At 68.1% G+C, this 24,571-nt stretch carries 18 protein-coding genes; 9 read left to right on the top strand and 9 right to left on the bottom strand.

Translation table 11 applies throughout. The annotated features are described in order from the left end of the window. Positions 1-10 precede the first annotated feature (10 nt). Positions 11-1,834, bottom strand: a complete 1,824-nt coding sequence (locus AB0I34_RS30000; protein WP_360451575.1) for a hypothetical protein — start codon at positions 1,832-1,834, stop codon at positions 11-13. Next, the gene (locus AB0I34_RS29995; RefSeq protein ID WP_360451573.1) at positions 1,827-2,468 is read right to left on the bottom strand and encodes a hypothetical protein; all 642 of its coding nucleotides are present in this window, start codon (positions 2,466-2,468) and stop codon (positions 1,827-1,829) included. Before AB0I34_RS29995 ends, AB0I34_RS30000 begins: the two co-directional genes overlap by 8 nt. A 338-nt stretch (positions 2,469-2,806) precedes the next feature. On the opposite strand from AB0I34_RS29995, the gene AB0I34_RS29990 reads away from it, so the two are divergent. Further along, positions 2,807-6,766, top strand: a complete 3,960-nt coding sequence (locus AB0I34_RS29990; RefSeq protein WP_360451571.1) for a GH92 family glycosyl hydrolase — start codon at positions 2,807-2,809, stop codon at positions 6,764-6,766. 291 nt (positions 6,767-7,057) lie between these two features. Here AB0I34_RS29990 and AB0I34_RS29985 read toward each other — a convergent pair whose 3' ends face one another. The 3 genes from AB0I34_RS29985 to AB0I34_RS29975 form a co-directional block, all read right to left on the bottom strand. Continuing rightward, a complete protein-coding gene (locus tag AB0I34_RS29985) occupies positions 7,058-8,251 on the bottom strand; it encodes a mannosyltransferase family protein (RefSeq protein ID WP_360451569.1) in 1,194 nt (397 codons plus the stop codon). A 9-nt stretch (positions 8,252-8,260) separates the two neighbouring features. After that, positions 8,261-10,480 (bottom strand): transglycosylase domain-containing protein, encoded by a 2,220-nt coding sequence (locus AB0I34_RS29980; protein ID WP_360451567.1) that lies wholly within the window; start codon positions 10,478-10,480, stop codon positions 8,261-8,263. Positions 10,481-10,651: 171 nt separating this feature from the next. Beyond that, positions 10,652-12,151 carry a TIGR00366 family protein gene (locus tag AB0I34_RS29975; protein WP_360451565.1) on the bottom strand — a complete coding sequence of 500 codons (1,500 nt, stop codon included), beginning with the start codon at positions 12,149-12,151 and terminating at the stop codon, positions 10,652-10,654. Between the two features lie 213 nt (positions 12,152-12,364). Here AB0I34_RS29975 and AB0I34_RS29970 point away from each other — a divergent pair, with 213 nt between their 5' ends. The 7 genes from AB0I34_RS29970 (at position 12,365) to AB0I34_RS29940 (ending at position 19,452) form a co-directional block, all read left to right on the top strand. Then, on the top strand, positions 12,365-12,934 hold the full coding sequence (locus tag AB0I34_RS29970) for a PadR family transcriptional regulator (protein WP_131363387.1): 570 nt from the start codon (positions 12,365-12,367) through the stop codon (positions 12,932-12,934). A gap of 11 nt (positions 12,935-12,945) precedes the next feature. After that, on the top strand, positions 12,946-14,025 hold the full coding sequence (locus AB0I34_RS29965; RefSeq protein ID WP_360451563.1) for an inositol-3-phosphate synthase: 1,080 nt from the start codon (positions 12,946-12,948) through the stop codon (positions 14,023-14,025). Between the two features lie 65 nt (positions 14,026-14,090). After that, complete coding sequence (locus AB0I34_RS29960) at positions 14,091-14,924, top strand: DUF72 domain-containing protein (RefSeq protein ID WP_360451561.1); 834 nt, start codon at positions 14,091-14,093, stop codon at positions 14,922-14,924. 453 nt (positions 14,925-15,377) lie between these two features. Beyond that, complete coding sequence (locus tag AB0I34_RS29955; RefSeq protein ID WP_360451559.1) at positions 15,378-16,463, top strand: hypothetical protein; 1,086 nt, start codon at positions 15,378-15,380, stop codon at positions 16,461-16,463. A gap of 362 nt (positions 16,464-16,825) precedes the next feature. Continuing rightward, entirely contained in the window at positions 16,826-17,329 is a 504-nt protein-coding gene (locus tag AB0I34_RS29950) for a helix-turn-helix domain-containing protein (RefSeq protein ID WP_360451557.1), read from the top strand. Positions 17,330-17,427: 98 nt separating this feature from the next. After that, entirely contained in the window at positions 17,428-17,964 is a 537-nt protein-coding gene (locus AB0I34_RS29945) for a dihydrofolate reductase family protein (protein ID WP_360451555.1), read from the top strand. Positions 17,965-18,270: 306 nt separating this feature from the next. Continuing rightward, a complete protein-coding gene (locus AB0I34_RS29940; protein WP_360451553.1) occupies positions 18,271-19,452 on the top strand; it encodes a M20 family metallopeptidase in 1,182 nt (393 codons plus the stop codon). 46 nt (positions 19,453-19,498) lie between these two features. On the opposite strand, the gene AB0I34_RS29935 is transcribed toward AB0I34_RS29940, so the two are convergent. Further along, entirely contained in the window at positions 19,499-20,932 is a 1,434-nt protein-coding gene (locus AB0I34_RS29935) for a pre-peptidase C-terminal domain-containing protein (protein WP_360451551.1), read from the bottom strand. A gap of 102 nt (positions 20,933-21,034) precedes the next feature. Next, positions 21,035-22,471 (bottom strand): M12 family metallo-peptidase, encoded by a 1,437-nt coding sequence (locus AB0I34_RS29930; RefSeq protein WP_360451549.1) that lies wholly within the window; start codon positions 22,469-22,471, stop codon positions 21,035-21,037. 162 nt (positions 22,472-22,633) lie between these two features. Here AB0I34_RS29930 and AB0I34_RS29925 point away from each other — a divergent pair, with 162 nt between their 5' ends. Beyond that, positions 22,634-23,068, top strand: a complete 435-nt coding sequence (locus AB0I34_RS29925) for a YciI family protein (protein ID WP_360451547.1) — start codon at positions 22,634-22,636, stop codon at positions 23,066-23,068. On the opposite strand, the gene AB0I34_RS29920 is transcribed toward AB0I34_RS29925, so the two are convergent. Together AB0I34_RS29920 and AB0I34_RS29915 are read right to left on the bottom strand one after the other, a co-directional pair. Next, positions 23,050-24,153 carry a zinc-dependent alcohol dehydrogenase family protein gene (locus AB0I34_RS29920; protein WP_360451545.1) on the bottom strand — a complete coding sequence of 368 codons (1,104 nt, stop codon included), beginning with the start codon at positions 24,151-24,153 and terminating at the stop codon, positions 23,050-23,052. The genes AB0I34_RS29925 and AB0I34_RS29920 overlap by 19 nt on opposite strands. Continuing rightward, positions 24,150-24,566, bottom strand: coding sequence for a thioesterase family protein (locus tag AB0I34_RS29915; protein ID WP_360451543.1), 417 nt, complete (start codon positions 24,564-24,566; stop codon positions 24,150-24,152). The genes AB0I34_RS29920 and AB0I34_RS29915 overlap by 4 nt, the downstream gene beginning before the upstream one ends. Positions 24,567-24,571: the final 5 nt, after the last annotated feature.

Genomic DNA, 24,571 nt, shown 5'->3' with positions numbered 1-24,571 from the left:
CAACGCGGGATCATTGGTCGCCCAGCCGTGGATCGCAATCGCCAAGGCGCGGGCTCGCCGGGTCGCGGGGATCAACCATGATGAAGGCCGTCGGGGAGAGTCCCTGGAGAACCGTCGGCTCGACCGAGTACTCGTACGTGCGTTGGTAGCCGACCGATGTACTCTCCGTCGTTCCCGTGGACGCCGATGTCGACGTCGACTCCGACCAGGAAGATCCGCCGGTCGTGCTCGACGAGTACTGCTCGCCGCTGCTCTTGCTGCCGGACCGGTGGCGGCGGCTGAAGAGCAGGCCGAACGTCGCCTGCCGGCTATCGGAGGTCTGTACGCCGACAGAGTCACTCGTCGACGAGTTGTTGCCTCGAGTGGTGCTGTCCGACGTCGACTGCGAGGTGTTCGTGCCGTGCGAGTAAGTGAACTGGCTCGCGACCAAGCGATGCTGGCGGCCGATGAAGGTGGCAGCCTGCTCAGCTTCCTTGGCATTGCCCAGGCGCATGAAGAGCACGGCGTCGCCACCACCGAGCAGTTCCACCGCGCTGTCACGCAGGTGCGAGAAGAGGAGTACCAGGCGTAGGCCGTTGCGACGGCAGATGCTGTCGAATCGCTCGAGATCAGGGCGAGAGATGACATCAGCGCCCGCGATCACCACGATCCGCTCGCCGCGGCCGGACATCTGGCCCCGTTGGATCCGGAACATGGCCACCTGGAAGATGAGGTGCCGGACCAGCGAGGCAGTCAGGTCGGACTCGCGATGCGACACCTGCACGGTCCGCAGAGAGATATCCTCACCGTCCCAGCCGTCCATCGCCACATCGCCGCTGACACCTGCCAGACGCTTCAGACCCGCGGCCAGACGGAACAAGCGCGGCTCCGCAGAGCGCCTGGCGGCCTCGCTCAGGAGGTCGATCAGCATGGTGTACTCGGCCCGGGTCAGATCGCCCATCTGGTCGGGCGGCAACTGCCTGAGCAGGACCTGGAACGCGAGATGAAGGCGATTCATCGAGACCGACTTCTCCGTCAGGCACTCGGCGACCTGCTGGACGAGGGTCGCGTCGACACCTCGCGACTCCACCTGCTCGGATTCCGCCGCCCGCAGCGCGTCGCCGATCACGACGCCGATCTCCTCGGCGTCCAGCCCGGCGAGCAAGTTCAGCGACCGCTTCTCGTCCGGAACCACGGTCGATCGGATCGGCGCTCCGTGTGCCTCGGCCATCTGACGCAGCGGCTCGGCGACCGAGTCCTGAGTGAGGTCAAGGACTGTCAGGCGGCCACCCGCGCTCATCAGCGAACTGCCCATGGCCAGCAAGGCCGACCGCCAGCCGGCCGCGGTCCCTCCATAGAGATCCACTCGCTCCTTGGTCGTGGGCCCGACGGACACCCACGGCCGGACGGCGAGGTTCTGGACCGCCTTGCTTCGCTCGCGAACGTTCAGATCGTCCTGCCACACCTGGACGTCCGCTTCGAAGCGGGCCATCGAGTCGGTACACGTGGCCAGCCATCGTTGATGCTCACGAGCCGTCGCCCGTCGCAATACCTCGGGGCGAACCCAGCGCAGCCATCCGAGGCCCAGCGTCAGCGCTCCCGGAATCAGGGCCAACAGGGGGCGAGTCGCGAAGGCGACGCCGACGGTGAGCAGCACGCCGCCGAAGGCTGCCCCGCTGAGGACAGCCCGCGTGCGTAGCGCCACCGCGCGCTTGTCTTCCAGCTTGGCCAGCTCCAATGGGGCCGGGATCACCGGGACAGGAAGCTCCTGCGGATCGACGACGACCAACTCACGACCGCGGTACTCCCAACCCCACTGCTCACCCTGGCGCGTCGCCTGCAACTGTTCAGCCATGACGCACGCTGCCAGATGTTGCGTCGTGAGCGATCCGCTCAAGACGTACGCCGCGGGCGAGGTCGGAGAGAACAGCCTCTGCTGCGTCCATGATCGTCGATGCCTGAGCCACCACGGCCTTCCAGTCGGCATCGTCGGCATCGGTGAAGCGCAGACGGCAGCCGGTGCAATGCGTAGACGACGGCTCGGACCAGACCCCGCACCGGCGGCATTGGCGCCCCTCGAGCACCCTCTCTGCTTCAGCCAGCCGCCGACGCTCTGTGAGGGCCCGCTGCCAGCGGAGCTGGGCCTGCGGGAGGTAGTCGGCCAACTGCCGATCCGTGAACGTCCTCCCGCCATTGGCGGTGACGGCAGCGGTGAGCCGAGCGACCGCGTCGCGGTGAGTTTTGGCCACACGTCCGAGTGGACCCACGGTGAGCAGCAGCGGGAACCACCCGAGCGTCTGCACCCGCAGGCCGTCCCGCCCACGACGCCACTGCAGCGACATGCTCGGACTGTCGCTCGGTTCCGACGTCCAACCGGCCGGCTTCAGGGCCTCGTCCAGCAGCACGCGTTGCGGTTCCCCGAGTGCAGCCTGAGGGAGCAGGAGATGCGTGTGATGCCTCCGGACGTGCATCGCCGGCTTCGATCCCACTCCAACCTCCCCAGTCGGTCGATGCGTTCTGCGGCTTGCGCAAGGCAACTGTAGTTACCGACCGTGCCTGTCGCACCACGGTCGGGTTGTCACTTGTGGAAAACTCCTACTGCCGCCCGATATGAACCGGCGGCGACGAAGCCTTGACCGCGCGTGACGGGCGGGGGACGATTCCGGCGAAACGCGGGCTGACAACCTTGTCATCGGGGCCGCGTACGTTGATCGGTGGGCGGGTGGCTCGTCGTGCCGGTCCGGCCGTGCAAGGAGCGTAGATGGATCTCCGCCGCCCTCTGGGGCTCGTCGCGTCTCTCGGGCTAGTTGTGACAATGTCGTCTGCCATGACGTCAGCGCATGCCGTTCCGTCGGCATCAGACACCGCGCAGGACCAACCGGTAGTGACCGGATCCTCGTTCTTCACCTCGTTCGAGCCGGGGCAGCCGCAGCCGGGGTATACCGACGCGGTCGAGACCGGGGCGGACGGGCAGCCGCGCACCGATGGGGTCCGCGGGCCGACGCCGACCGGGATCGGCGGCAGCGAGATGGACAAGGTCACCAAGGTGACCGCGAACGGCGAGAACACCGGCGGCGGTGAGATCGCCACCAACGTGGCCGACGGTGACAAGTTCACCAAGTGGCTGGTCTTCGAGCCGACCGGCTGGCTGGTCTACGAGACTTCGGTCCCGGTGGTGATCCGCAAGTACGCGCTGACCTCGGCCAACGACGCCGACGGTCGCGACCCGCAGAACTGGACCATGCAGGGCTCGAACGACGGGACCACGTGGACGACGCTGGACACCCGGACGGGCGAGAGCTTCGAGACCCGGTTCCAGACCAAGGAGTACAGCTTCACCAACGAGACGGCGTACAAGTTCTTCAAGCTGGACGTCACGCTGAACCACGGCGAGGACATCGTCCAGCTGGCCGACTGGTACCTGTCGAACGGCGCGCCGCTGCCGCCGCCCGGCCCAGTGGCCGAGTCGCGGCTGGACTCCGGCCCGACCAGCGCGTACAACGCCCGCGCCCGGGTCGGCTTCACCGGCGTCAAGTCGTTCCGGTACGCCGGGCACCAGACCGCCGAGGGCCGTGGCTTCACCTGGAACAAGATCGCCGACGTGGATCTGAAGGTCGGCAAGGACACCCGGCTGTCGTACAAGATCTTCCCCGAGCACACCGAGGGCGACCTCAGCTACCCGAGCACGTACGCCGCGATCGACCTCGCTTTCTCGGACGGGACGTACCTGAGTGATCTGAAGGCGAAGGACCACCACGGCTTCGAGCTCAGCCCGCGCGGCCAGGGCGACGCCAAGGGCCTGTCCACGAACCAGTGGAACAACGTCGAGGCGGACCTCGGCACGGTGGCCAAGGGCAAGACGATCCAGCGAATCCTGATCGGCTACGACAAGCCGTCCGGACCGGCCGAGTTCCGCGGCTGGGTCGACGACCTGCGAATCGCGCAGGCGATCAACCCCGACACCACGGCGCAGAAGACCGCGTCGAAGCACCCGTCGGACCTCGCACTCACCACCCGCGGCACCAACGCGACCGGTGGCTTCTCGCGGGGCAACAACTTCCCGGCGACCGCCGTACCGCACGGCTTCAACTTCTGGACGCCGGTGACGAACGCCGGCTCGACGTCCTGGCTGTACGACTATGCCAAGGGCAACAACGAGGACAACAAGCCGACGATGCAGGCGCTGTCGATCAGCCACGAGCCCAGCCCGTGGATGGGAGATCGGCAGACGTTCCAGGTGATGCCGTCGACGGCCGCAACTCCGACCGCGGACCGGAAGGCGCGGGCCTGGTCGTTCAGTCACGACAACGAGGTCGCCCGGCCGTACTACTACGGCGTCACGTTCGACAACGGCAACGCGGCCGAGATCGCGCCGACCGACCACGCCGCGATGCTGCGGTTCAGCTTCCCGGCCGGCAAGGCGTCGCTGATCTTCGACAACGTGAACAACAGCGGCGGCCTGACGCTCGACCCGGAGACCGGTGTGGTGACCGGGTTCAGCGACATCAAGAGCGGCCTGTCGACCGGCGCCGGCCGGCTGTTCGTGTACGGCGTGGTCGACCAGAAGGTGGTTGCCTCCGGCAAGCTGTCGGACGGCGGTGGTGCGGCGGTCGGCGGCTACTTCTCGTTCGGCTCGAAGGTGACGCAGGTCGAGCTGCGGATGGCGACCTCGCTGATCGGCACGGCCCAGGCGAAGAAGAACCTCGAGCTCGAGTTGCCCGCCGATGCGAAGTTCGGCAAGGTCAAGGACACCGCGCAGCAACTCTGGGACGCCAAGCTGCGCACCATCGAGGTCGAGGGCGCGACAGCCGACCAGCTGACCACCCTGTACTCGAACCTCTACCGCCTCTTCCTCTACCCGAACAACGGCTCGGAGAACACCGGTACGGCACACAAGCCGGTGATCACCTACGCGTCGCCGACCTCGCCCAAGGTGGGTACGGACACCCCGACCACGACCGGATCGAAGATCGTCGCCGGGCGGACGTACGTGAACAACGGCTTCTGGGACACCTACCGCACCGTCTGGCCGGCGTACTCGCTGTTCTCCCAGGACGACGCGGCCGACCAGGTGAACGGGTTCGTCCAGCAGTACAAGGACGGCGGCTGGATCTCCCGCTGGTCGTCCCCGGGCTACGCGAACCTGATGGTCGGCACCAGCTCCGACGTCGCCTTCGCCGACGCCTACCTGAAAGGCATCAAGGGGATCGACGTCCAGGCGGCGTACGACGCGGCGGTCAAGAACGCGACCGCCGTACCGCCGTCGCAGAACGTCGGCCGCAAGGGCATGGACCTGGCCACCTTCAACGGCTACACCGCCAACACCACCGGTGAGGGCTTCAGCTGGTCGATGGACGGTTACATCAACGACTTCGGCATCGCGAACATGTCGAAGGCGCTGTACGACAAGGCGAAGAAGAACGACCCGCGCAAGCAGGAGTACCTGGACAACTACAAGTACTTCCTGAACCGGGCCCGCAACTACGTCACGCTGTTCGACCCGGCGCTCGGCTTCTTCCAGGGCAAGGGCCCGGACGGCGTCTGGGGCAGCTCGCCGGGCACGTTCGACCCGCGCGACTGGGGTCACGACTACACCGAGACGAACGCGTGGAACATGGCGTTCTCGACGCCGCAGGACGGCGCCGGCCTGGCCGCCCTGTACGGCGGCCGCGACGGCCTGGCGAAGAAGCTCGACGAGTTCTTCAGTACGCCGGAGGACGCGCTGCACACCGGTGGGTACGGCGGCACGATCCACGAGATGCTCGAGGCGCGCGACGTACGGATGGGTCAGTACGGCCACAGCAACCAGCCGTCGCACCACATCACCTACATGTACGACGTCGCGGGTCAGCCGTGGAAGACGCAGGAGAAGGTGCGCGAGGTGCTGTCGCGGCTGTACCTCGGGTCCGAGATCGGGCAGGGGTACCCGGGTGACGAGGACAACGGCGAGATGTCGTCCTGGTACCTGTTCAGCATGCTCGGGTTCTACCCGTTGCAGGTCGGATCGCCGACGTACGCGATCGGGTCGCCGCTGTTCACGAAGGCGACGGTGCGGCTGGCCGGCGGCAAGAAGCTGACGATCAGCGCGCCGGGCAACAGCGCGAAGAACATCTACGTCAAGGGCGTGAAGATCAACGGCAAGACGTGGACGTCGACCGCTTTGCCGCACGACCTGATCGCGAACGGCGGCAAGATCGAGTTCGAGATGACCGACCAGCCGTCGCGGTGGGGCACCGGCCGCAACGACGCCCCGCCGTCGATCACCACCCCGGGCGAGGACCCGAGCACGTGGCGGGACTCGACCGAGGACGAGGGTGCGGTGATCGGGGCCGGTGACGCGGACGTGACCGCGCTGACCGACAACGACTCCAAGACCCAGGTCACGCTGACCGGCGCGACCCCGGCGATCACGGTGGCGCTCCCGCAGGGCCGCCCGGTCGGGATGTACACGCTGACCAGTGGTGCCACGGGTACGGCGCCGTCGGCCTGGGTGCTGGAGGGATCGAACGACGGTACGACGTGGTCGACGGTAGATCGCCGTACCGGCCAGAGCTGGCCGTGGGTGTCGTCAACCCGAGCCTTCAGCATCGCTTCGGCGAAGGCTTACACGCAGTACCGGCTGGTGTTGACCCCGGCGGCGGGCGCTGACGGCGTCACGCTCGCCGAGATCGAACTGCTGGGCACCTTGAAGGGTGTCGAGCCCGGCACGCACCCGAGCGACAAGCGCGTCGCCGAGACCAAGCCGAGCCCGACCCCGTCCCAGTCGATCGACCGCAACTACGGCTGACCGCATCGCCGGTTCCTGTCACCTCTGTAATGACAGGAACCGGCGAACCACCGGTGGCGGTTGCATGCCGCGCGACAGCAGTATGGGCGGCAGCCTGACCGGCCACCGCCCACGCTGGACGATTCTCCGGCGGAGCCTGCCCCTGAAAGGTTCCGCCGGAACATTTGAGAGGGGTGGCGGTCCCCGCCCGGACTGCCACCCCTTCACACCTAACGACGTCCGGGGCCCCTCGGGGGTTGCCTACCCCGCAAACTGTCCACATGCCGGACAGTTCAGGCGTGAACAGGCCCGTCAGCCGGTCCAGCGGCCGGTGAAGAAGGCGGCCGCCCAGATCGCGGCCAGGGGTATCGCGAGGGCCAGATAGAGGCGGCCGAGCCAGAGTCTGCGCCTGCTCATGACCGCCAGGCCGATCCACAGCGGCCACCAGAGCAGCGACGCCCGGGTGAGCGAGTAGATCCAGAACGACGTACAGAACGCGCCGACAGTGGCGGCGACCCAGGCGGCCTCACCCCAGGAACGACGCCGGATCAGCCAGGCGAGGAGCAGCAGGCCGACCACGAGCGCGACCAATTCGGCCCGGAACATCCAGGTCCAGTCGCTGCGGTCGGCGGAGAAGTGACCCTTGGTCGCGGCCTCGATCGTGTGCATCAGGGAGGTCCATGGCCAGGTGAACTCGCGCGCCCAGCCCTTCTCCTGCGCCTCCTGCCAGGCGAACCACGAGCCGTGGATCTGCTTCAGGTACGCCATGAAGGCGAGCACCGGGACGGCCGGCAGGGCCAGCCACGGGAGCGACAGCCAGTCCCGCTTCTTCGACGTGACGAACTCGACCACGAGGGCGAACGCGAGGAAGATGCCGGACACCCGCACGGTCGAGGCCAGCGCGACGAAGATCGCCGCGCGCGCCCACCGGCCCTGCCGTGCCGCCAGCCAGGCGGGGAACGCGAACGCGCAGAACAGCGCCTCGGTGTAACCGGCGGCCAGGAACACACCGACCGGAGCGCCGTACCAGATCATCGCCGCGTGCGGGCCGAGGTCCTTCAGTTCCGGGAACTCGTACTGCGCCAGTCGCGCCAGGTACACGCCCGCGACAGCACTGGCGACCGCGGACACGACGATGCCGGCGGCAACGTAACCGATCCCGGTCCAGCTGACGATCCGGACCAGCAGCGGGAACCCGGGGAAGAACGCGGCCAACGGCGCCCCGGACGGCTCACCGTTGTTGTAGCCGAACTCCGCGACCGCCTTGAGGTGCCAGACATCCCACTGCAGCCAGGCCCGCCAGACGTTCGGGTAGTCGTTGCCGCGGTTGAACAGCAGCGGCGCGGACACCGACAGCATGAACAGCGCTGCCCGGGTGACCAGCCACCACCCGAGCACCTCCCGGCCCATCGCGGTCGGCATCCATCGCGACAGCCGGACTCCGTCGGCCCGGGCCCGCCGAGCCCGGCCGGGCTTGCCTTCGTCGCCGGCCGTCCGCTCGAACACGAGGGCCGGCTACTGGTCGCCGCCGCCGGGTGAGGCCGGCGTGTCGGGCGTGCCACCCGTCGGGAGCGGCCAGCCCGGAGGTGTCCGGGGCGGCTTCCCCGTCGGCTTGCCGGTCGGGGTGCTCGACGGCGGGTCGCTCGGCGTCGTGGTCGGCGGCGCCGGCGGAGTGCTCGTCGGCGGCGCGGGTGGGGTGCTGGTCGGCGGCGCGGGTGGTGTGAACGTCGGCGTCGGGCTGTCCTTGAGCTGGTCCTCGTCAGGGTCCTGGAAGCCCTCGTCCGGCTGACCGGCCAGCGCCGGGTCCATGTAAGCCAGCCAGGTCTTCAGCGGCCAGCCGCCACCGAAGAACGCGTCGTCGCTGGAGTACGGGTCGAGGTCGCCCTCACCGGACGCGCCGGCCCGGTACAGCACCGACGTGGACAGTTGCGGCGTGTACCCGGTCCACCAGGACGTCAGGGTGTCGTCGCCGTCCTTGCAGCCGTCGCACGCGGCGTTGGCCTTGCGGTGCTCGACCGCCACACCACCGGCCGTACCGGTCTTGCCTGCCACCGCGCGGTCCAGCTCCTTGGCGTCCTCACCGGTGCCCTTCTCCACCACGTCCTGCAGCGCGTAGTTGACCATCCGGGCGACGTTCTCGTCGAACTTCCTGGCCTTCTTCTTGTCCAGGCTCTTCTCGCTCCACAGCACCTTGCCGTCCGGGCCGGACACGCTCTTGATCGTGTGCACCGGCGCGTACATGCCGTCGGCGGCGAACGTCGCGTAGGCGTTGGCCATGTCGACCGGCGACGCGTACGGGTCCGGGCCGAGGACCGTCGACGGGTTGTTCCGGCCGATCTCGAGCGCCTTGGTCTTCGGGATGCCGGCCGCCTCCGCGGCGTCGACGAGCTTCGCCGGACCGTCCTCCATCTTGTTGTCGACCAGGTCGTAGAAGGCGGTGTTGATCGACTGCTCGGTCGCCTTGAGCAAGGTGACGTCGCCGTAGTCCTCGTCGAACTCGTTGTTCAGCTCCTGGCCCTGGATCTCGATCGGGCTGTCGCCCTGGAAGATGTCCCAGATCGACGTACCGTCCTTCAGCGCGGCCGCGAGCGCGAAGGGCTTGAACCCCGATCCCGGGCGAGCCGGTCTGGTTGCCCAGTTCAACTGACTCTTCAGGTAGTCGGGGCCGCCGTACATCGCGACCAGCTCGCCCGTGCCCGGCCTGACCGACGCCATGCCGACGTGCAGGCCGTTGCGCTTCTTCGGCAGCTCCTCCGTGCCGGCCTTGACGATCTGGTTCTGTGCCTTGAGGTCGAAGGTGGTGACCACCTTCAGGCCGCCGCCGCTGATCTGGTCCTCGTCGAAGCCCAGCCGCTGCAGCTCCTTGCGCGCCATGTCGAGCAGGAAGCCGTTCGGTCCCTTGTACCGGTCGTTCTTCGGCTTCTTGTTGATCTTCGGCAGCGCCTTGCCGTACGCCGTCGCCTGCGCCTGGGTGATGGTGCCGTTCTGCCGCATGCCGTCGAGGACGTAGCGGTACCGCTCGATGATCCGCTTCTTGGTGCGCGGGTCCGGGTCGTCGATGTCGAACAGGGTCGGGTTGTTCAGCACCGTGGCCAGGAAGGCGGCCTGCGGCACGGTCAACTTGCGCGGGTCCGGCACCTGGAAATAGGCGTCGCCGGCCGCGGAGATGCCGTACGCACCCTCACCGAAGTAGACGGTGTTGAGGTAGCCCTCGAGGGTCTTGCTCTTGTCCTGCGACCGGCTCAGCTTGGTCGCGATGAACAACTCCTGGAACTTCCGGGAGACGGTCCGCTCCTGGGTCAGGTACATGACCTTCACGTACTGCTGGGTGATCGTCGAGCCACCCTGCAACTGTTCGCCGTTGGCGATGTTCCACGCCGCGCGGACCATGCCCGACGGAGAGATGCCGGGGTTGGTCCAGAAGGTGCGGTCCTCGGCCGCGGTCACCGCGTCCTGGACGTGCTTCGGGATCTGTGACAGCGGCACCGAGTGCCGGTTCTGCTCGAAGAAGGACCCGAGCGGCTGCTTGCCGTCGGCGAAGGTGACCGTCGTCGTGTTGGTCGCGAACTCCTTGTTGGGGTCCGGGATGTCCGTCGTCTGGTAGACGATGAAGAAGGTGGCGACGGCGCCGATGATGCCGACGAAGAAGAGTGCGGTCACCCAGCCGAGGACCCGCAGCGCCCAGTGCTTCTTGGGCTTGCGGGCCGGGACGGCCCTTCTACGAGCTTCACTCACTGTGCAATCCTCGACGATCTCGCGGAAGTCATTGCCCCACAGACTACGGTGGGTGTGGTAACGGCCCCGAATCCGCTCCGGATGCTAACAAGCCGAGCGGTCACCCGGGCGCGGGCCGGGCCAGGCCTTACCCAGATCTTTCCCGGCGGAAGCAAGCGATTTCCGCCCGGCTCACCCGGTGACGTGCGGTGCGAGCAAGGTCACGGCGATCAGCGCCGCCGGGAAGCAGGCCAGGAACATCGTGAACGTGTAGCCCATGATGTCGCGCGCCTTGAGGCCGAGGATGGCCAGCGTCGGCAGCATCCAGAACGGCTGCAGCAGGTTCGCGCTGGCCTCGCCGAGATCGTAGACCACCACCATCCAGCCGGCGTCCACCTTCAGCTCGTTGGCGGCCTGCAGCACGTACGGCGCCTCGATCACCCACTTGCTGCCGCCACTCGGCACGAAGATGCCGAGGATGCAGGAGTAGATCGCCACCAGCGGCGGGAACAGGAACTGGTTGCTTGCCTGCACCAGCCAGCCGGCCAGCCGGGCGGAGATCCCGGTGTAGGCGATCATTCCGAAGATCCCGCCGTACAGCGGGAACTGCAACAGGACGCCGGCTACCGCGGGCGCGCCGTCGCGGACCGCGCGGGCCATCCGCCACGGCCGCCAGTGCAGCAGCAGGGCGAGCAGGAACAGGATCAGGTTGACGGTGTTGAGGTCGAGCGCGCTGAAGAAGTTCTTCCCGCTGAAGTAGCGGACCAGGTAGACCGCTCCGAGCAGCACGATCAGCAGACTGAACAGCGGGGAGTGCTCGAGCCAGTCCCCCGGCCGGCGGGTCTCGTTCTCCTCCCGCTGACCGTTGTACGCCGATCCGCGGCCGACGAGTGGCCGCAGTTCGATCCCGAGGTGTTCGGCGGTCCGTGAGTTGTCCTCGCCCGGCGCGATGACCCACGCCATCCCGACGCCGACGACGTACACGACCAGAGTCGCCAGGACGGCCTGCCAGGTGAAGATGGTGTCGCTGAGCGGGATCAGCCCGCTGGCGTGGCCGCTCGCTTTGATGACCTCCTGCACCGGCGCCGGACTGCTGCTCGCACTGGCCACCTGCAGCGCAGCCGAGCCGGACAGCCCCTGCGCCCAGACCGTGCCGAGGCCCAGGAACGCCATGGCGCCCAGCGCACGGTAGTCCGCCTTCGGCACGTTGCGGGCCACCTCACGCGCCAGGATCGCGGCGAAGACGAGGCTGAACGCCCAGTTCAGGTACGACGCCAGCATGGCCACCGCGGCGACGAACGCGACCGCGGTCCGCGGGCTCTGCGGGATCCTGGCCAGTCGAGCGATCAACCGGGCGACCGGTCCACTGGTCGCGACGGCGTACCCGCCGATGATGATCATGACCATCTGCAGCGTGAAGGTGATCAGGCTCCAGAACCCGAGGCCCCACGCGTCGACCAGGCCGAAACCTTTGGTCGCGGCCGGATCGTCGGGGCGCTCGAGCAGTGGCTCACCGGTGACCAGCCCGAAGAGCAGCACCACGAAGGTCCCGACCAGCACGAACCCGAACGCGTCCGGCAACCACTTCTCGGTGGAGGCGGTGAACCGCAGCGAGACCTGGGCCAGCGGGCCTCCGCCGTCCGCACCGCTCTCGACGTCCTGCTTCGCGTGCTTCGCCTGGCTGTCGGCCATGACCCTCCGCTCTTGAACCACGACGCTGTGTCACACGATTAAACGCAGATCGGCGCCTGACGTAACAGGTTTCTCGGCGTGCCGCGTGATCAAGCTGACAAAGGGCGGCTTTGTCAGGAGTTGTCCACAGTCCTCTGGTCTGCTTACAGTGGCGAAGCGATGTATCGAGCCGATACATCAGGTCATGACAAACTAGACCGTGGGAGGTGGGTCATGGGAAACCGCAGTGGAGTCCTGGAACTCGCCGTACTCGGTCTGCTGCATGAAGCGCCGATGCACGGTTACGAGCTCCGCAAGCGCGTCAACGCCCAGTTCGGCTGGGGGCGCGTGCTGTCGTTCGGGTCGCTCTACCCGTGTCTGAAGGCGATGCTCCGCAACGGCCTGATCACGGCCGATCCCGGTACGCCGGGGACGGGTCGCAGGCCGAAGATCGTGTACACGATCACCGCCGACGGCAAGGACCACTTCGCGCACGCGATGCACGACGCCGGTCCGTCGGCCTGGGAGGACGACACGTTCGGCGTCCGCTTCTCGTTCTTCGGCCGGACCGATCCGGCCACCCGGTTGCGCATCCTCGAGGGCCGCAAGGCCCGGATGGAGGAGCGGCTGGCCAACTTCCGGGCGGCGATGACCCGGACCGCGGAGCGAGTCGACGCCTACACCCTCGAGCTGCAACGGCACGGCCTGGAGTCGGCCGAGCGCGAGGTCCGCTGGCTGAACGAGCTGATCGACGGCGAGCGGCGGCAACAGCGGCCCCCTGACCTGCACCAACCGCCTAATTGAAGGAGTTCCAGATGACCTCGATCCGCGTAGCGATCGTCGGTGTCGGCAACTGCGCCAGCTCGCTCGTCCAGGGCGTGCACTACTACCGCGACGCGAAGCCCGACGAGCGCGTCCCCGGTCTGATGCACGTCCAGTTCGGCGAGTACCACGTCCGCGACGTGCAGTTCGTCGCCGCCTTCGACGTCGACGGCAAGAAGGTCGGACTGGACCTCGCCGACGCGATCGGCGCCAGTGAGAACAACACGATCAAGATCTGCGACGTGCCGCCGACCGGCGTCACGGTGCAGCGGGGTCACACCCTGGACGGTCTCGGCAAGTACTACCGCGAGACCATCACCGAGTCCGAGACCGCACCGGTCGACGTGGTCGCCGCGCTGCGCGAGGCGCAGGTCGACGTACTGGTCTGCTACCTGCCGGTGGGCTCGGAGCAGGCTGCCAAGTTCTACGCGCAGTGCGCGATCGACGCGGGTGTCGCGTTCGTCAACGCGCTGCCGGTCTTCATCGCCGGCACCAAGGAGTGGGCGGACAAGTTCACCGCGGCCGGCGTACCGATCGTCGGCGACGACATCAAGTCGCAGATCGGCGCGACCATCACGCACCGCGTGCTGACCAAGCTGTTCGAGGACCGCGGCGTCACCGTCGACCGGACCTACCAGCTGAACGTCGGCGGCAACATGGACTTCAAGAACATGCTCGAGCGGGAGCGCCTGGAGTCCAAGAAGATCAGCAAGACCCAGTCCGTCACCTCGCAGCTGCGCGACGAGATCGACCCGCGCAACGTGCACATCGGGCCGTCGGACTACGTGGCCTGGCTGGACGACCGCAAGTGGGCGTTCATCCGGCTCGAGGGCCGCAACTTCGGCGACGTACCGCTGTCGTTGGAGTACAAGCTCGAGGTCTGGGACTCGCCGAACTCGGCCGGCATCATCATCGACGCGATCCGCGCCGTGAAGATCGCCAAGGACCGCGGCATCGGCGGCCCGATCCTGTCCGCGTCGTCGTACTTCATGAAGTCGCCGCCGGAGCAGTACGCCGACGACGTGTGCCGCGACCTGGTGGAGAAGTTCATCCGCGGCGAGGTCGACCGCTGACGTACGTCGTACAGCCCCGCAGTCACCGGTGTGGTGGCTGCGGGGCTGTTCTATAGATTGGCCTGATGCGGCTGCATGTGGGGTGTGCGCAGTGGACCCACGCCGCCTGGCCGCAGCCGTCGCGGTCGAAGCTGGAGTGGTACGCGTCGTGGTGCAACGCCGTGGAGAGCAACACCACCTTCTACGCGACGCCCGCACAGTCGACCGTCGCCGGCTGGGCGGCGCAGACGCCACCTGACTTCCGCTTCGTCGTGAAGCTGCCGCAGGTGATCAGCCACGAACGGCGGTTGACCGGCGTCGACGGCGAACTGCGCGCGTTCCTGTCCGCCATCGAACCACTCGCCGAACGCAACCACGCCGTGTGGATCCAGCTCCCTGCGTCCTTCTCCCCCACCGACCTCGGCACGCTCGCCGCGTTCCTCCATCACGCCCCGCGCGGTTATCGGTACGCCGTAGAGGTCCGCCATCCGGCGTTCTTCGACGACGCGGTTGCCGCCGGTCAACTCGAACGGGTTCTCGGGCGCGTGGATGCCGAGTGGATCCCGTTCGACACGGTCACGCTCTTCGGACGCCGGCCGACCAGCTACGCCGAGCGCGACGCGTGGATGAAGAAGCCCCGGGTGGTACGACGTACGCGTGCGCTGACCGCGCATCCGATCGTCCGGTACATCGGGCGGGACTCCGTTGCCGAGACGGTCGAGGGCTGGGGTTACCTCGTGGAGCAGGTGGTGAACTGGCTCGCCGAGGGCCGCTCACCGACCATCTTCCTGCACACACCAGACAACGTGGAGGCGCTGAACCTGGCCCGTCGCTTCCACTCCGCGGTCCGCTCAGCCGTGCCCGGCGTCGAGCCCCTACCGGAGCCACCCGTCGACGCTGCCCCTCCAACCCTCTTCTAACCGCCCCGGGGTGCCGTGGGGTTCTCGGGGTGCCGCGGGGTGCGGCGGGGTTCTCGGGGTGCCGCGGACAGGATCTGGGGACCGCGGACATGTTGTTACCTGTCCGCGGTCCCCACAAGGTGTCCGAGGTTCAGTTATCCACAGGTGAGAAGTTCGCCGCTGGGAGAGGGGCGAATCTCCATATGTTCTCCGCCGAGATCACACCTCGGGAGGACAGACCATGGAGCATTCGAGCCACACTCCGCCGGACTATGCGGCGCACACCCCACCGGCCTACGCGCCGCCGGAGGTCCCGCCGCCGAGTCGCTCGACACCCGCGGAGCGGAAGGCGCGGACCGACTGGCTTGTCACGGAGCTGCGCCGACTCGCGGCGTCTACTGACAATCCACATGAGCAGGCGAACCTTCATCGGTCCGCAGATTCCCTGATCCGCCTGGCGACGGCCTTCCGTCCATGACCGCCTCCGTGGTTGCCGCGCCACCGGGTTCCTTGGAGGAGTTGCTGGCGCGCAGTGGGCAGGTCGCAGTCGAAGTGTCCGGCGCAGGTCAGACTGCGTGGAACGGGCAGGTGGTTGAGACGGTCGGTGAAGTCCTCGGCCTCGCGCACTGGGACGGCACGCTGTATCTCGACAGCGAGTGCATCCTCGATCCACTGCGGCAGATGTACGCACATGCGGGTGAGGAGCAGCCGCTCCCGGTCCTCGTCCAGTACCGCGAGTCGCTCGCCACGTTGCTGCACGAGCACGCGCACTTCCTCGGCCCGGCCGGCGCGACGCAGGAGGCGGCTCGGGGCGCCTTCACGCGTCCCGGCAGTCGCCAGCTCGAGGAAGGTGTCGCCGAAGCCTGGGCCCAGGACCACCTGAACGAGTACCTGACCCGCCTAGGTGTGGACAAAGTTGCCCCCGGCATCGAAGACGCCCGGGGCGGCGGCTACTACGCAGCCTTCGTCCCCGCCGTCCGCATCCTGGCTGACGACCTGGAGACCCGCGGCGACCTCCAGCCCGGCGAGGTCCTCCGAGCCCTCAACCAGCAAACCGCCGAGGGCCAGTTCCCCCTCCTCACCACCCTCGTCTACAACTCCACCCGCCTCCCCGACCTCGAACGGTCGGGCACCAGCACCCGCAACCACCTCGAAGCCATCCTCCGTCAAGGCTTCGCTCACCTCGACACCTTCGAACTCGCCCCTGCCGGCCTAGCCGCCGACCGATCCCGCTCCACCACCACAGCCCTCCTCCACCACCTCACCACCGAAATCCGCCAAGCCGAGTCCCACCACACGCCCACCCACGAACTCCCACCCCCAGCCCCATCCCCACTCCCCCCAACCCCCGGCCCCCTCAAGGCCACCCCACCAACTCCGCAACGCCTGACCTTCACTCCACCCGCCACGCCCCACTCCACCTACAGATCCGCCCCATCTCCCCTACAAACTGCCCTGGCCGGCATCGCCCCTCTCACACCGTCCGCCACCACCCGACCGGCGACACAGACCACGATCACCACCCGGCCACCCGGTGTAGCGCGATGCCTACAGCGCTAGCCCTCAGCCCGGCAGCAACTGGTGGTCAGGCACCGCGCGTCAACTACTCGCGCGCCACGTCGCGTGTTCCTGGCCGCTCTCTTCGCCAGGTGTTCCGTTCCGGCTGGCCTGCGTGGTCGACGTTTGCATCATGGTGCAGGCGGTTGCGTGGGGTGGAGGGACGGGTTTCACTACGCTGCATGGGGCTCGACAGTCGCATTGTCGGTGGGCCGGTTGGGCCCTTGATGCAGGTTTGGTCTGCGGAGTGCGATAGTCCGACCCCGTTCAGTTCGCTCGCCTCGACTACCGCGGGAATTGGGTTCGCGCGGATTGGCGGGACCTGGGCTGTGCACCTGCGCGGTCCGGCGACCAGGGCGACGACCATGGTGTGTTCGGCCGACTCGGAGTACTTCGGAGCTGACTTCCGCCTCGGGGCGTACCTGCCGATGTTCCCGCCGGCCCGGCTCACCAATATGAGGGATGCGGTACTGCCGGTCCTGTCGGACGGTCGCATCCTGCTGGACGGTCGGGCGTGGGAGATGCCGACTCCGCAGAACATCGACGTGTTCTTCGACCGGCTCCGGCGTGCGGATCTGATGGTGTTCGATCCGCTGATCGACGAGTTGCGGCACGGCGTCGTACGCACCATGCCGAAGCGGACCGTGCAGAGCCGGTTCGTGCGGGCGGTCGGGCTTCCACTGCGCACGCTGGAGCTGATCGAACGCGCAAGACGGGCGGTCCGGATGCTGCACGCGGGTAAGACGATCGCGGAGGTGGCCACCGAGGCGGGGTACTACGACCAGCCGCATCTGACCCGGTCACTCCGGCAGCTGATCGGCCACACCCCGGCGGAGGTGGCGAACGGCAGCGTGGTCCTAGGATTGTGAGGGGGATCGGGAGCTGGACCCGAGAGCTGGACTGGGAGGACTCGGAGCTGCGTTTCCGTACAAGACGGATCTGATGCGAGTCAGTATTTTCCGTCGCCATGAGACTCATCGAATCGACGTACATCTCGCTGGACGGCATGGTGGCCGGCGATGCCTTCTGGGGTGCGCAGCAAGGCTTCCAGGGCGACCAGCACAACGAGCAGGCCGCGAAGCTGCTGAACGCCGCCGATGCGCTGCTGATGGGGCGGGCGACGTACGACGTCTTCTCGACCTCGTGGCCGGACCGGCCCGGCGAACTGGCCGACGCGATCAACCCGCTGCCGAAGTACGTCGCGTCGCGGACGCTGACCGACGCGACCTGGAACACCGAGGTCCTGCAGGGCGACGCCGTCGAGGCGGTCGCGCAACTGAAGGCATCGCGTGAGGGGACGCTGCTCAAGTACGGCACCGGCTCGTTCAGCCAGGCGTTGGTGGAGGCTGGGCTCCTGGACGAGTTGCAGCTTTGGGTGCACCCGTTCGTCGCCGGGTCCGGGGAAGGTTTGCTGTCGGGGATCGCGCCGACGCAGATGAACCTGGCGGCCGTCACCGAGGTCGGCAACGGCGTAGTCATCCTCACCTACGCCCCGAAGCAGTAGCCGCGCCCCGCTGGGACCACACCACCCGCAGCCACGCCACGCAACCAACCCGGCCCGGTCGACGCCCGAACACGCGCAACCAAGGAACGGGGTGCAGCACGCGCGCCGGAACGGGGGCCACGCGCGCCGGAACGGGGGTTGAGCACGCGCGCCGGAACGGGGGTGGAGCGCGCGGCGGACCGGGGTGGAGGGCGCGGTGACGGGAGCGCGCGTGGGTGTTGCGTGGGGTCCGGGGAGCCACTGATGGGTGGGCCGCGCGGGGTGCGGGTACGGTGGCTCGGTCCGGTGAGGTGTGAGGAGTGGCTGATGGATTTGGTGCGGGAGAGTGCTGGTATCGCGCCGGGGGTGGTTGAGCTGCGGCGGGAGTTGCATCGGAATCCTGAGGTCGGGCTCGAGTTGCCGAAGACGCAGGGGCTGGTGCTCGACGCCATCGCCGGGTTGCCGTTGGAGGTGACGACCGGGCGCGAGGTGACGTCGGTCGTCGGCGTGCTGCGAGGTGGGCACCCAGGCCCGACGGTGCTCCTCCGAGGTGACATGGACGCGTTGCCGGTGATCGAGGAGACCGGCCTGGACTACGCATCCGAGAACGGGAACATGCATGCCTGCGGCCACGACCTGCACACGGCCGGCCTCGTGGGTGCCGCGCAGTTGCTCAGTGCGCATCGCGAGGAGCTGCACGGGAACGTCGTCTTCATGTTCCAGCCGGGCGAGGAAGGACTCGGCGGCGCCGGGTACATGATCCGGGAAGGGTTGCTGAACGCCAGCGGCGAGAAGCCGATCGCCGCGTACGCCGTGCACGTGTGGGCCCTGGCCGCGAAGGGGGTCTTCCAGACCCGGCCCGGCACGATGATGGCCAGCTCGAACCGGCTGCACATCACCGTGCACGGCAAGGGCGGGCACGGTTCGCAGCCGGAGAAGTCGATCGACCCGGTGCCGGTCGTCGCCGAGATCGTGCTGGCGTTGCAGAGTTACGTGACGCGGCGCGTGAACCTGTTCGACCCGGTCGTCATCACCGTGACGCAACTTTCCGCCGGGGTCGCGATCAACGTGATCCCCAACTCGGCCACGCTCGGCGCCACCGTACGGACGCTGTCCGACGCGAGCCTCGAGCAGCTCTCCCACGAGCTACCGGCGCTGGCCCAATCAATCGCCTCGGCCCACGGTTGCACCGTCGACGCGACCCTCGCCAGGCAGTACCCGGTCACGATCAACGACGCCGGACGTACGGCGGAGACACAGTCAAAGCTGACCGACCTGCTCGGACCAGAGCGGGTCGAGCCGCTGGCGAACCCGTTGATGGGAGCCGAGGACTTCTCGATGGTCCTCGCGGAGGTGCCCGGCACGTTCATCATGCTCGGCGCCCGCCCCGACGACGTCTCCGAGGACGAGGCTCCGTCGAACCACTCGAGCATCGTCCGTTTCGATGACGACGTTCTGGCTCACCAGTCCGCGGCCCTTGCGCATCTCGCTGTCTCGCACCTGACGTGAGAGCCTGTGGCTGGCCGGTCCGCCAGAGACCGGCCAGCCACAGGGATCAGGAGGGCGCGATGCCGAGGGTGTAGGCGCCGCGGCTGCCGTAGGTGGAGTACCCGGTGTTCAGCGGGTCCCCGTAGCCCACGTTGTCGATCCGCAGGTAGTAGGTACCCGGCTGGAGGGTGCTGGTAACACTCGCACCAAGGCCGGTCGGCGTACCGGCGTCACTCTGGCCCGACGCCGGGTCGGCCGAGGCGACGACAGAGCCCGCGCTGTCGAGCAGGTCGAGCTTGATGTCAAGGTCGCCACCGGTAGCGGCCGCACTTGCGGTCGCGGTGTAGTTGCCTGCGGCACTGACGTCGACGCGGTAGACGTCGGTGTCGTCCTCGGCCGCGACCACACCGGACGCCGGCGTACCGACGGTCAGAGCGGCGGCGTCACCCGTCGTGTCACCGGCCTCGTCGGCGCGCAGAGCGAGGCCGTGCGAGCCGACGACCGCGTAGTCGTCTTCCTTGTTGTTCGCGTCGGCGTACTCGCCCTTGCTCCACTGGCTGATGCCGCGGTAGTAGCCGACACCCATGATCGGGGCCCACGCGCCGTGGCCCTGGTAGTAGCCGACGGTCGACGTGCCGTCGTGGCTCAGCCCGACGTTGTGGCCGGCTTCGTGGGAGGCAGCCTCGGCGAGATTCTTCGCACCGGTGCCGACGCCCTTCGTGAACACCAGCGCCGGCTGGTAGTAGTCGTGCTGGCTGGTGCTGTCGTAGACACCGACGTACGCGACGCCGCCACAACCGCACCCGGACTGGTACCAGGTGTCCGGATCGATGAGCACGCGCGTGCCGTACTGCTCGTCCGACGCACCGGACCGGTCGATCGCGGACTGCGGTGGCTCCTGCGTGGTCACGTCCACATCAAAGGTGCTGTAGTCCTCGGCAACCCGAGCCCACACCTCGCGTACGACGTCCTGCTCGGCGGTGCTGTAGTTCGCCGGATCGCCATCGGTGTCGTACGCCGACACGTTGACCGGATCGATCCCCTTGGACGCGTTCCACGCCGTACCGGTGATGGTGTGGCCGTCGAAGTCCAGGTAGATCACCCGGTTGGAGCCCGGCTTGCTGTGCAGCTCGAACGCCGGACCGGTGGCTCCGGCAACGGCTTCGGTGGCCCAGCGCGGCGACGCCTCCGGTGCCTTCTGGGCGGCCGTCAGACCAGGCTCGCGGAAGAACAACTTGCCGTCGGCATCCAGCCAGCTGGTCTTGTCGGTGGCGAGGATGCGCTGCAACTGCTCCTCGGCCAGACCGTTGCGCTGGGCGATCTCGTCCAGCCGCGACTGGACCTTGCCGAGCGCCGAACTGCCGGGCGTGGCTTCGGCGAGCAGTTGGTCGATCGGCGTCTGATCTGCGTCGGCCTGAGTACCGGCCGCGACGGCCAGACCTCCGAACACGACTGCACCGGCGCATGCGAGCGCGCCGGTGCGGCGGAACTTGCTCTTCATTCAGGAATCTCCTCACAGATTCCCCCCGGGGCGGGCGGGTCCCCCCATGACCCGGGGCCGTCGATCTCGGTGGGAACGACGGCCCCGGGTGACTCAGGTGTTTCAGCCGGCGCTGACGCGCACCGTGTAGGCACCACGGCTGCCGTACGTCGAGTAACCGGTGTTCGCAGGGTTGCCGTAGCCGGTGTTGTCGACCCGCATGTAGTAGCGGCCCGCGGTGACCTGCCGGCTGATGCTCGCGCTCAGACCGGTCGGAGTGGCGGAGCTGGACTGGCCGGCCGCCGGGTCGGCGGAGGCGACGACGGCGCCCGACGAGTTCAGCAGCTGCAGTTTGATGTCCAGGTCGGCCCCGGACGCGGCCGAGTTCGCCGCGAAGCTGAAGGTGCCCGCGGACAGGTCGATCCGGAACATGTCGACGTCCGAGTCATTCGCGTAGATGCCGTTGGCGCTGGTGCCGAGGGTGAGTGCGGTGGCGGCAGCGGTGGTGTTGCCGTGGTCGTCGGCGCGCAGCGCCAGACCGTTCTGGCCGATGACGGCGAAGTCGTCTTCCTTGTTGTTGGCACCGGTGTACTCGCCCTTGCTCCACTGGCTGATCGCCTTGGAGTAGCCGACGCCCATGATCGGAGCCCAGGCGCCGTGACCGGCGTAGTACCCGACGGACGCCGTACCGTCGTGGCTCAGGCCGACGTTGTGGCCGGCCTCGTGCGACGCTGCCTCGGCGATGTTCTTGGCGCCGGTGCCGACGCCCTTCGTGAACACCAGAGCGGGCTGGTAGTACGAGTGCTGGCTGGTGTTGTCGTACACACCCACGTACGCGACGCCGCCGCACCCGCAGCCGGACTGGTACCAGGTGGTCGGGTCGATCAGGACGCGGGTGCCGTACTGCTGGTCGGACGCGCCGGAGCGGGTGATCGCCGCCGCGGCCGGCTGCTGCGTGGTCACGTCCACGTCGAACGGCGCGTAGTCCTCGGCCACCCGGGCCCAGACGTCACGGACGACGTCCTGCTCGGCGGTGCTCCAGGTGTCCGGATTCCCGTTCGTGTCGTACGCCGTCACGTTCACGGTGGCGGGTTTGCCGTTCGTGTTCCACGCCGTACCGCTGATGGTGTGGCCGTCGAAGTCCAGGTAGATCACCCGGTTGGAGCCTGGCTTGCTGTGCAGCTCGAACGCCGGACCTGTCGCGGCGGCAACAGCACGCGTCGCCCAGCGCGGGGACGGCGCGGCGGCAGTCTGCTTGGCGCCGGAGACTGGCTCGCGGTAGAAGAGCTTGCCGTCGCGGTCCAGCCAGCTGGTCTTGTCGGTGGCCAGGATCTGTTCCAGCTGGGCGGCCGGCATGCCGTTGCGGTCGGCGAGCTCGGTGACCGGGGACTGGATCCGGCCGAGGGCCGACTTGCCCTGGAGCTCCTGGCCGAGCAGTTGGTCGATCGGGGTGGGGGCGGGTTGCTGGGCATCGGCCTGGTTACCGGCGATGACGGCGATCACGCCGAAGGCGGCAGCACCGGCGATGACGGCACCGATGCGGCGGGGGCGGGTTTGCATCACTGGGGTCCTCCTCAGGGACTCCGCGTGTATCACTTGACGTTCCTCACGAGCGGTGCCCGTGAACACACTGTGCGTAGCCTGCCTGAAGGGTTGCCGCCGGGTCTAGATTCTTCCCAGGATTTAACAGCGACTTGGGAGGGGTTCCCAGTGCGTTATCTGATGATTTTCCAGGCCACGGACACATCCGAGGGCGGCGAGCTGGCGAGCGAGCGGAGCCTGACCGACATGGGTCTGGTGATGGCGGAGATGGCCGAGAAGGGTGTCCTGCTGGCCGGCGAGGGTCTGCTGCCGAGCTCCCAGGGCTTCCGGATGCAGCTGGACGGCGGTGGCAAGCGGCGGGTGGTCGACGGCCCGTTCGCGGAGACCAAGGAACTGATCGCCGGGTTCTGCCTGATCGAGGTAGCCTCCCGCGAGGAGGCGGTCGAATGGGGCTGGCGCTGCTTGGCGGCCGACGACGGCAACACCGGGACGCTCGAGCTCCGGCAGGTCGCCGCCCCCGAGGACTTCGGTGATGAGTTCACTCCCGAGGCCCGCGCCCGCGAAGCGGCGACCTTCCTGAAGGCCGCGGAGAACCTTCAGAAGAGCAACACCTGACGGACCGAGGTCCCGGCGGCCAGGTTGTCGAAGGCCTGGTTGAGGTCGTCCAGTCCGACCGTCGCGCTCAGCAGGCGGTCGACCGGGAGCCGGCCGGCTTGGTAGAGGGCGATGTAGCGGGGGATGTCGCGGCTCGGGACCGACGAGCCGAGGTACGAACCCTTCACCGTGCGTTCCTCGGCGACCAGGCTGACCGCGGGCACGCTGAACGTCTGCGACGGATGCGGCAGCCCCACCGTGACCGTGGTGCCGCCGCGCCGGGTGGCGGCGTACGCCTGTTCGAGCACCTTCGCGTTCCCGACGGTCTCGAAGGCGTAGTCGGCTCCACCTGAGGTCGCCTCCCGCACCTCCTCGACGGCGCCCTCACCCGCACGAACTGTGTGCGTCGCGCCAAGGGACTGGGCCAAGGCCAGCTTCGACGGTACGACGTCCACCGCGACCAGCGGATGCGCGCCGACCAGCGCAGCACCGAGGAGCACCGACAGCCCGACACCGCCAAGGCCGAAGACGACCGCACTACGCCCCGCCCGGACCTGTGCGGTGTTGACGACCGCGCCGACTCCGGTCATCACCGCGCAGCCGAACAACGCCGCGATCTCCGGCGGCAACGACGGGTCGATCTTGACCGCGGACCGCGCCGACACCACAGCGTGGTCGGCGAACCCGGACACCCCGAGGTGGTGGTGCACCCCCTCAAGCCGCCGTACGCCGGACAGGAGCGTGCCGGCCGTGTTCGCGGCGGCACCCGGCTCGCACAACGCCGCCCGGCCCTCGGCACACGGACCGCACTCGCCACAGGCGGGTACGAAGGCGAAGGCCACACTGTCACCAACGGCGAACCCGGGCGCCTCCGACCGGACGACCTCACCCGTGGCCTCATGCCCGAGCAGCATCGGCATGACCCGGGGTCGCGAGCCGTCGATCACGGACAGGTCCGAGTGGCACAGCCCGGCGGCGCGGATCCGGACCAGGAGCTCACCGGGGCCGGGCGGCGCCAGCTCGAGCTCCTCGATCCGGAGCGGCCGTGACTCGGCGTACGGACCGGGCAGACCCATCTCTCGCAGTACGGCGCCGCGCACGATCATCCGGTGATCCCTTCCAAGGCCTGGCGGATGCGGTCCGGGATCGGCACCGGCCGGCGGTCCTCCCGCGCCACGAACACGTGCACGAACCGCCCGGTGGCGGCCGGCTGGTCCGAGCCCTCGCGAAACAGGCCGATCTCGTACCGCACACTCGAGTTACCCAGCTGTCCGGCCCGCAATCCCGCGTCGACCGTGCCGGGGAACTCCAGCGAGTCCTTGAAGGTGCACTGCGAGTCCACACACAGGCCGATCACCGAGCCGCGGTGGATGTCGAGCCCGCCGGCCCGGACCAGGAAGTCGTTGATCACGGTGTCGAAGAAGCTGTAGTACTCGACGTTGTTCACATGCCCGTAGACGTCGTTGTCCTTCCACCGCAACGTGATCGCCAGAAAATGCGGAAACGACGTCCGATCCATCCGCC

The organism is Kribbella sp. NPDC050281 (assembly GCF_040655855.1).
Taxonomy (GTDB): Bacteria; Actinomycetota; Actinomycetes; order Propionibacteriales; family Kribbellaceae; genus Kribbella.
The sequence above is the reverse complement of the archived record's forward strand: the minus strand, read 5'-3'. Positions and strand labels throughout refer to the sequence as shown.

Bases quoted from the DNA above. Each gene is read 5' to 3' on its own strand.
- AB0I34_RS30000 (WP_360451575.1), bottom strand. From the start codon at position 1,834: ATGGCTGAACAGTTGCAGGCGACGCGCCAGGGTGAGCAGTGGGGTTGG.
- AB0I34_RS29990 (WP_360451571.1), top strand. From the start codon at position 2,807: ATGACGTCAGCGCATGCCGTTCCGTCGGCATCAGACACCGCGCAGGAC.
- AB0I34_RS29975 (WP_360451565.1), bottom strand. From the start codon at position 12,151: ATGGCCGACAGCCAGGCGAAGCACGCGAAGCAGGACGTCGAGAGCGGT.
- AB0I34_RS29970 (WP_131363387.1), top strand. From the start codon at position 12,365: ATGGGAAACCGCAGTGGAGTCCTGGAACTCGCCGTACTCGGTCTGCTG.
- AB0I34_RS29965 (WP_360451563.1), top strand. From the start codon at position 12,946: ATGACCTCGATCCGCGTAGCGATCGTCGGTGTCGGCAACTGCGCCAGC.
- AB0I34_RS29960 (WP_360451561.1), top strand. From the start codon at position 14,091: ATGCGGCTGCATGTGGGGTGTGCGCAGTGGACCCACGCCGCCTGGCCG.
- AB0I34_RS29955 (WP_360451559.1), top strand. From the start codon at position 15,378: ATGACCGCCTCCGTGGTTGCCGCGCCACCGGGTTCCTTGGAGGAGTTG.
- AB0I34_RS29950 (WP_360451557.1), top strand. From the start codon at position 16,826: ATGGTGTGTTCGGCCGACTCGGAGTACTTCGGAGCTGACTTCCGCCTC.
- AB0I34_RS29945 (WP_360451555.1), top strand. From the start codon at position 17,428: ATGAGACTCATCGAATCGACGTACATCTCGCTGGACGGCATGGTGGCC.
- AB0I34_RS29940 (WP_360451553.1), top strand. From the start codon at position 18,271: ATGGATTTGGTGCGGGAGAGTGCTGGTATCGCGCCGGGGGTGGTTGAG.
- AB0I34_RS29935 (WP_360451551.1), bottom strand. From the start codon at position 20,932: ATGAAGAGCAAGTTCCGCCGCACCGGCGCGCTCGCATGCGCCGGTGCA.
- AB0I34_RS29930 (WP_360451549.1), bottom strand. From the start codon at position 22,471: ATGCAAACCCGCCCCCGCCGCATCGGTGCCGTCATCGCCGGTGCTGCC.
- AB0I34_RS29925 (WP_360451547.1), top strand. From the start codon at position 22,634: ATGATTTTCCAGGCCACGGACACATCCGAGGGCGGCGAGCTGGCGAGC.
- AB0I34_RS29920 (WP_360451545.1), bottom strand. From the start codon at position 24,153: ATGATCGTGCGCGGCGCCGTACTGCGAGAGATGGGTCTGCCCGGTCCG.
- AB0I34_RS29915 (WP_360451543.1), bottom strand. From the start codon at position 24,566: ATGGATCGGACGTCGTTTCCGCATTTTCTGGCGATCACGTTGCGGTGG.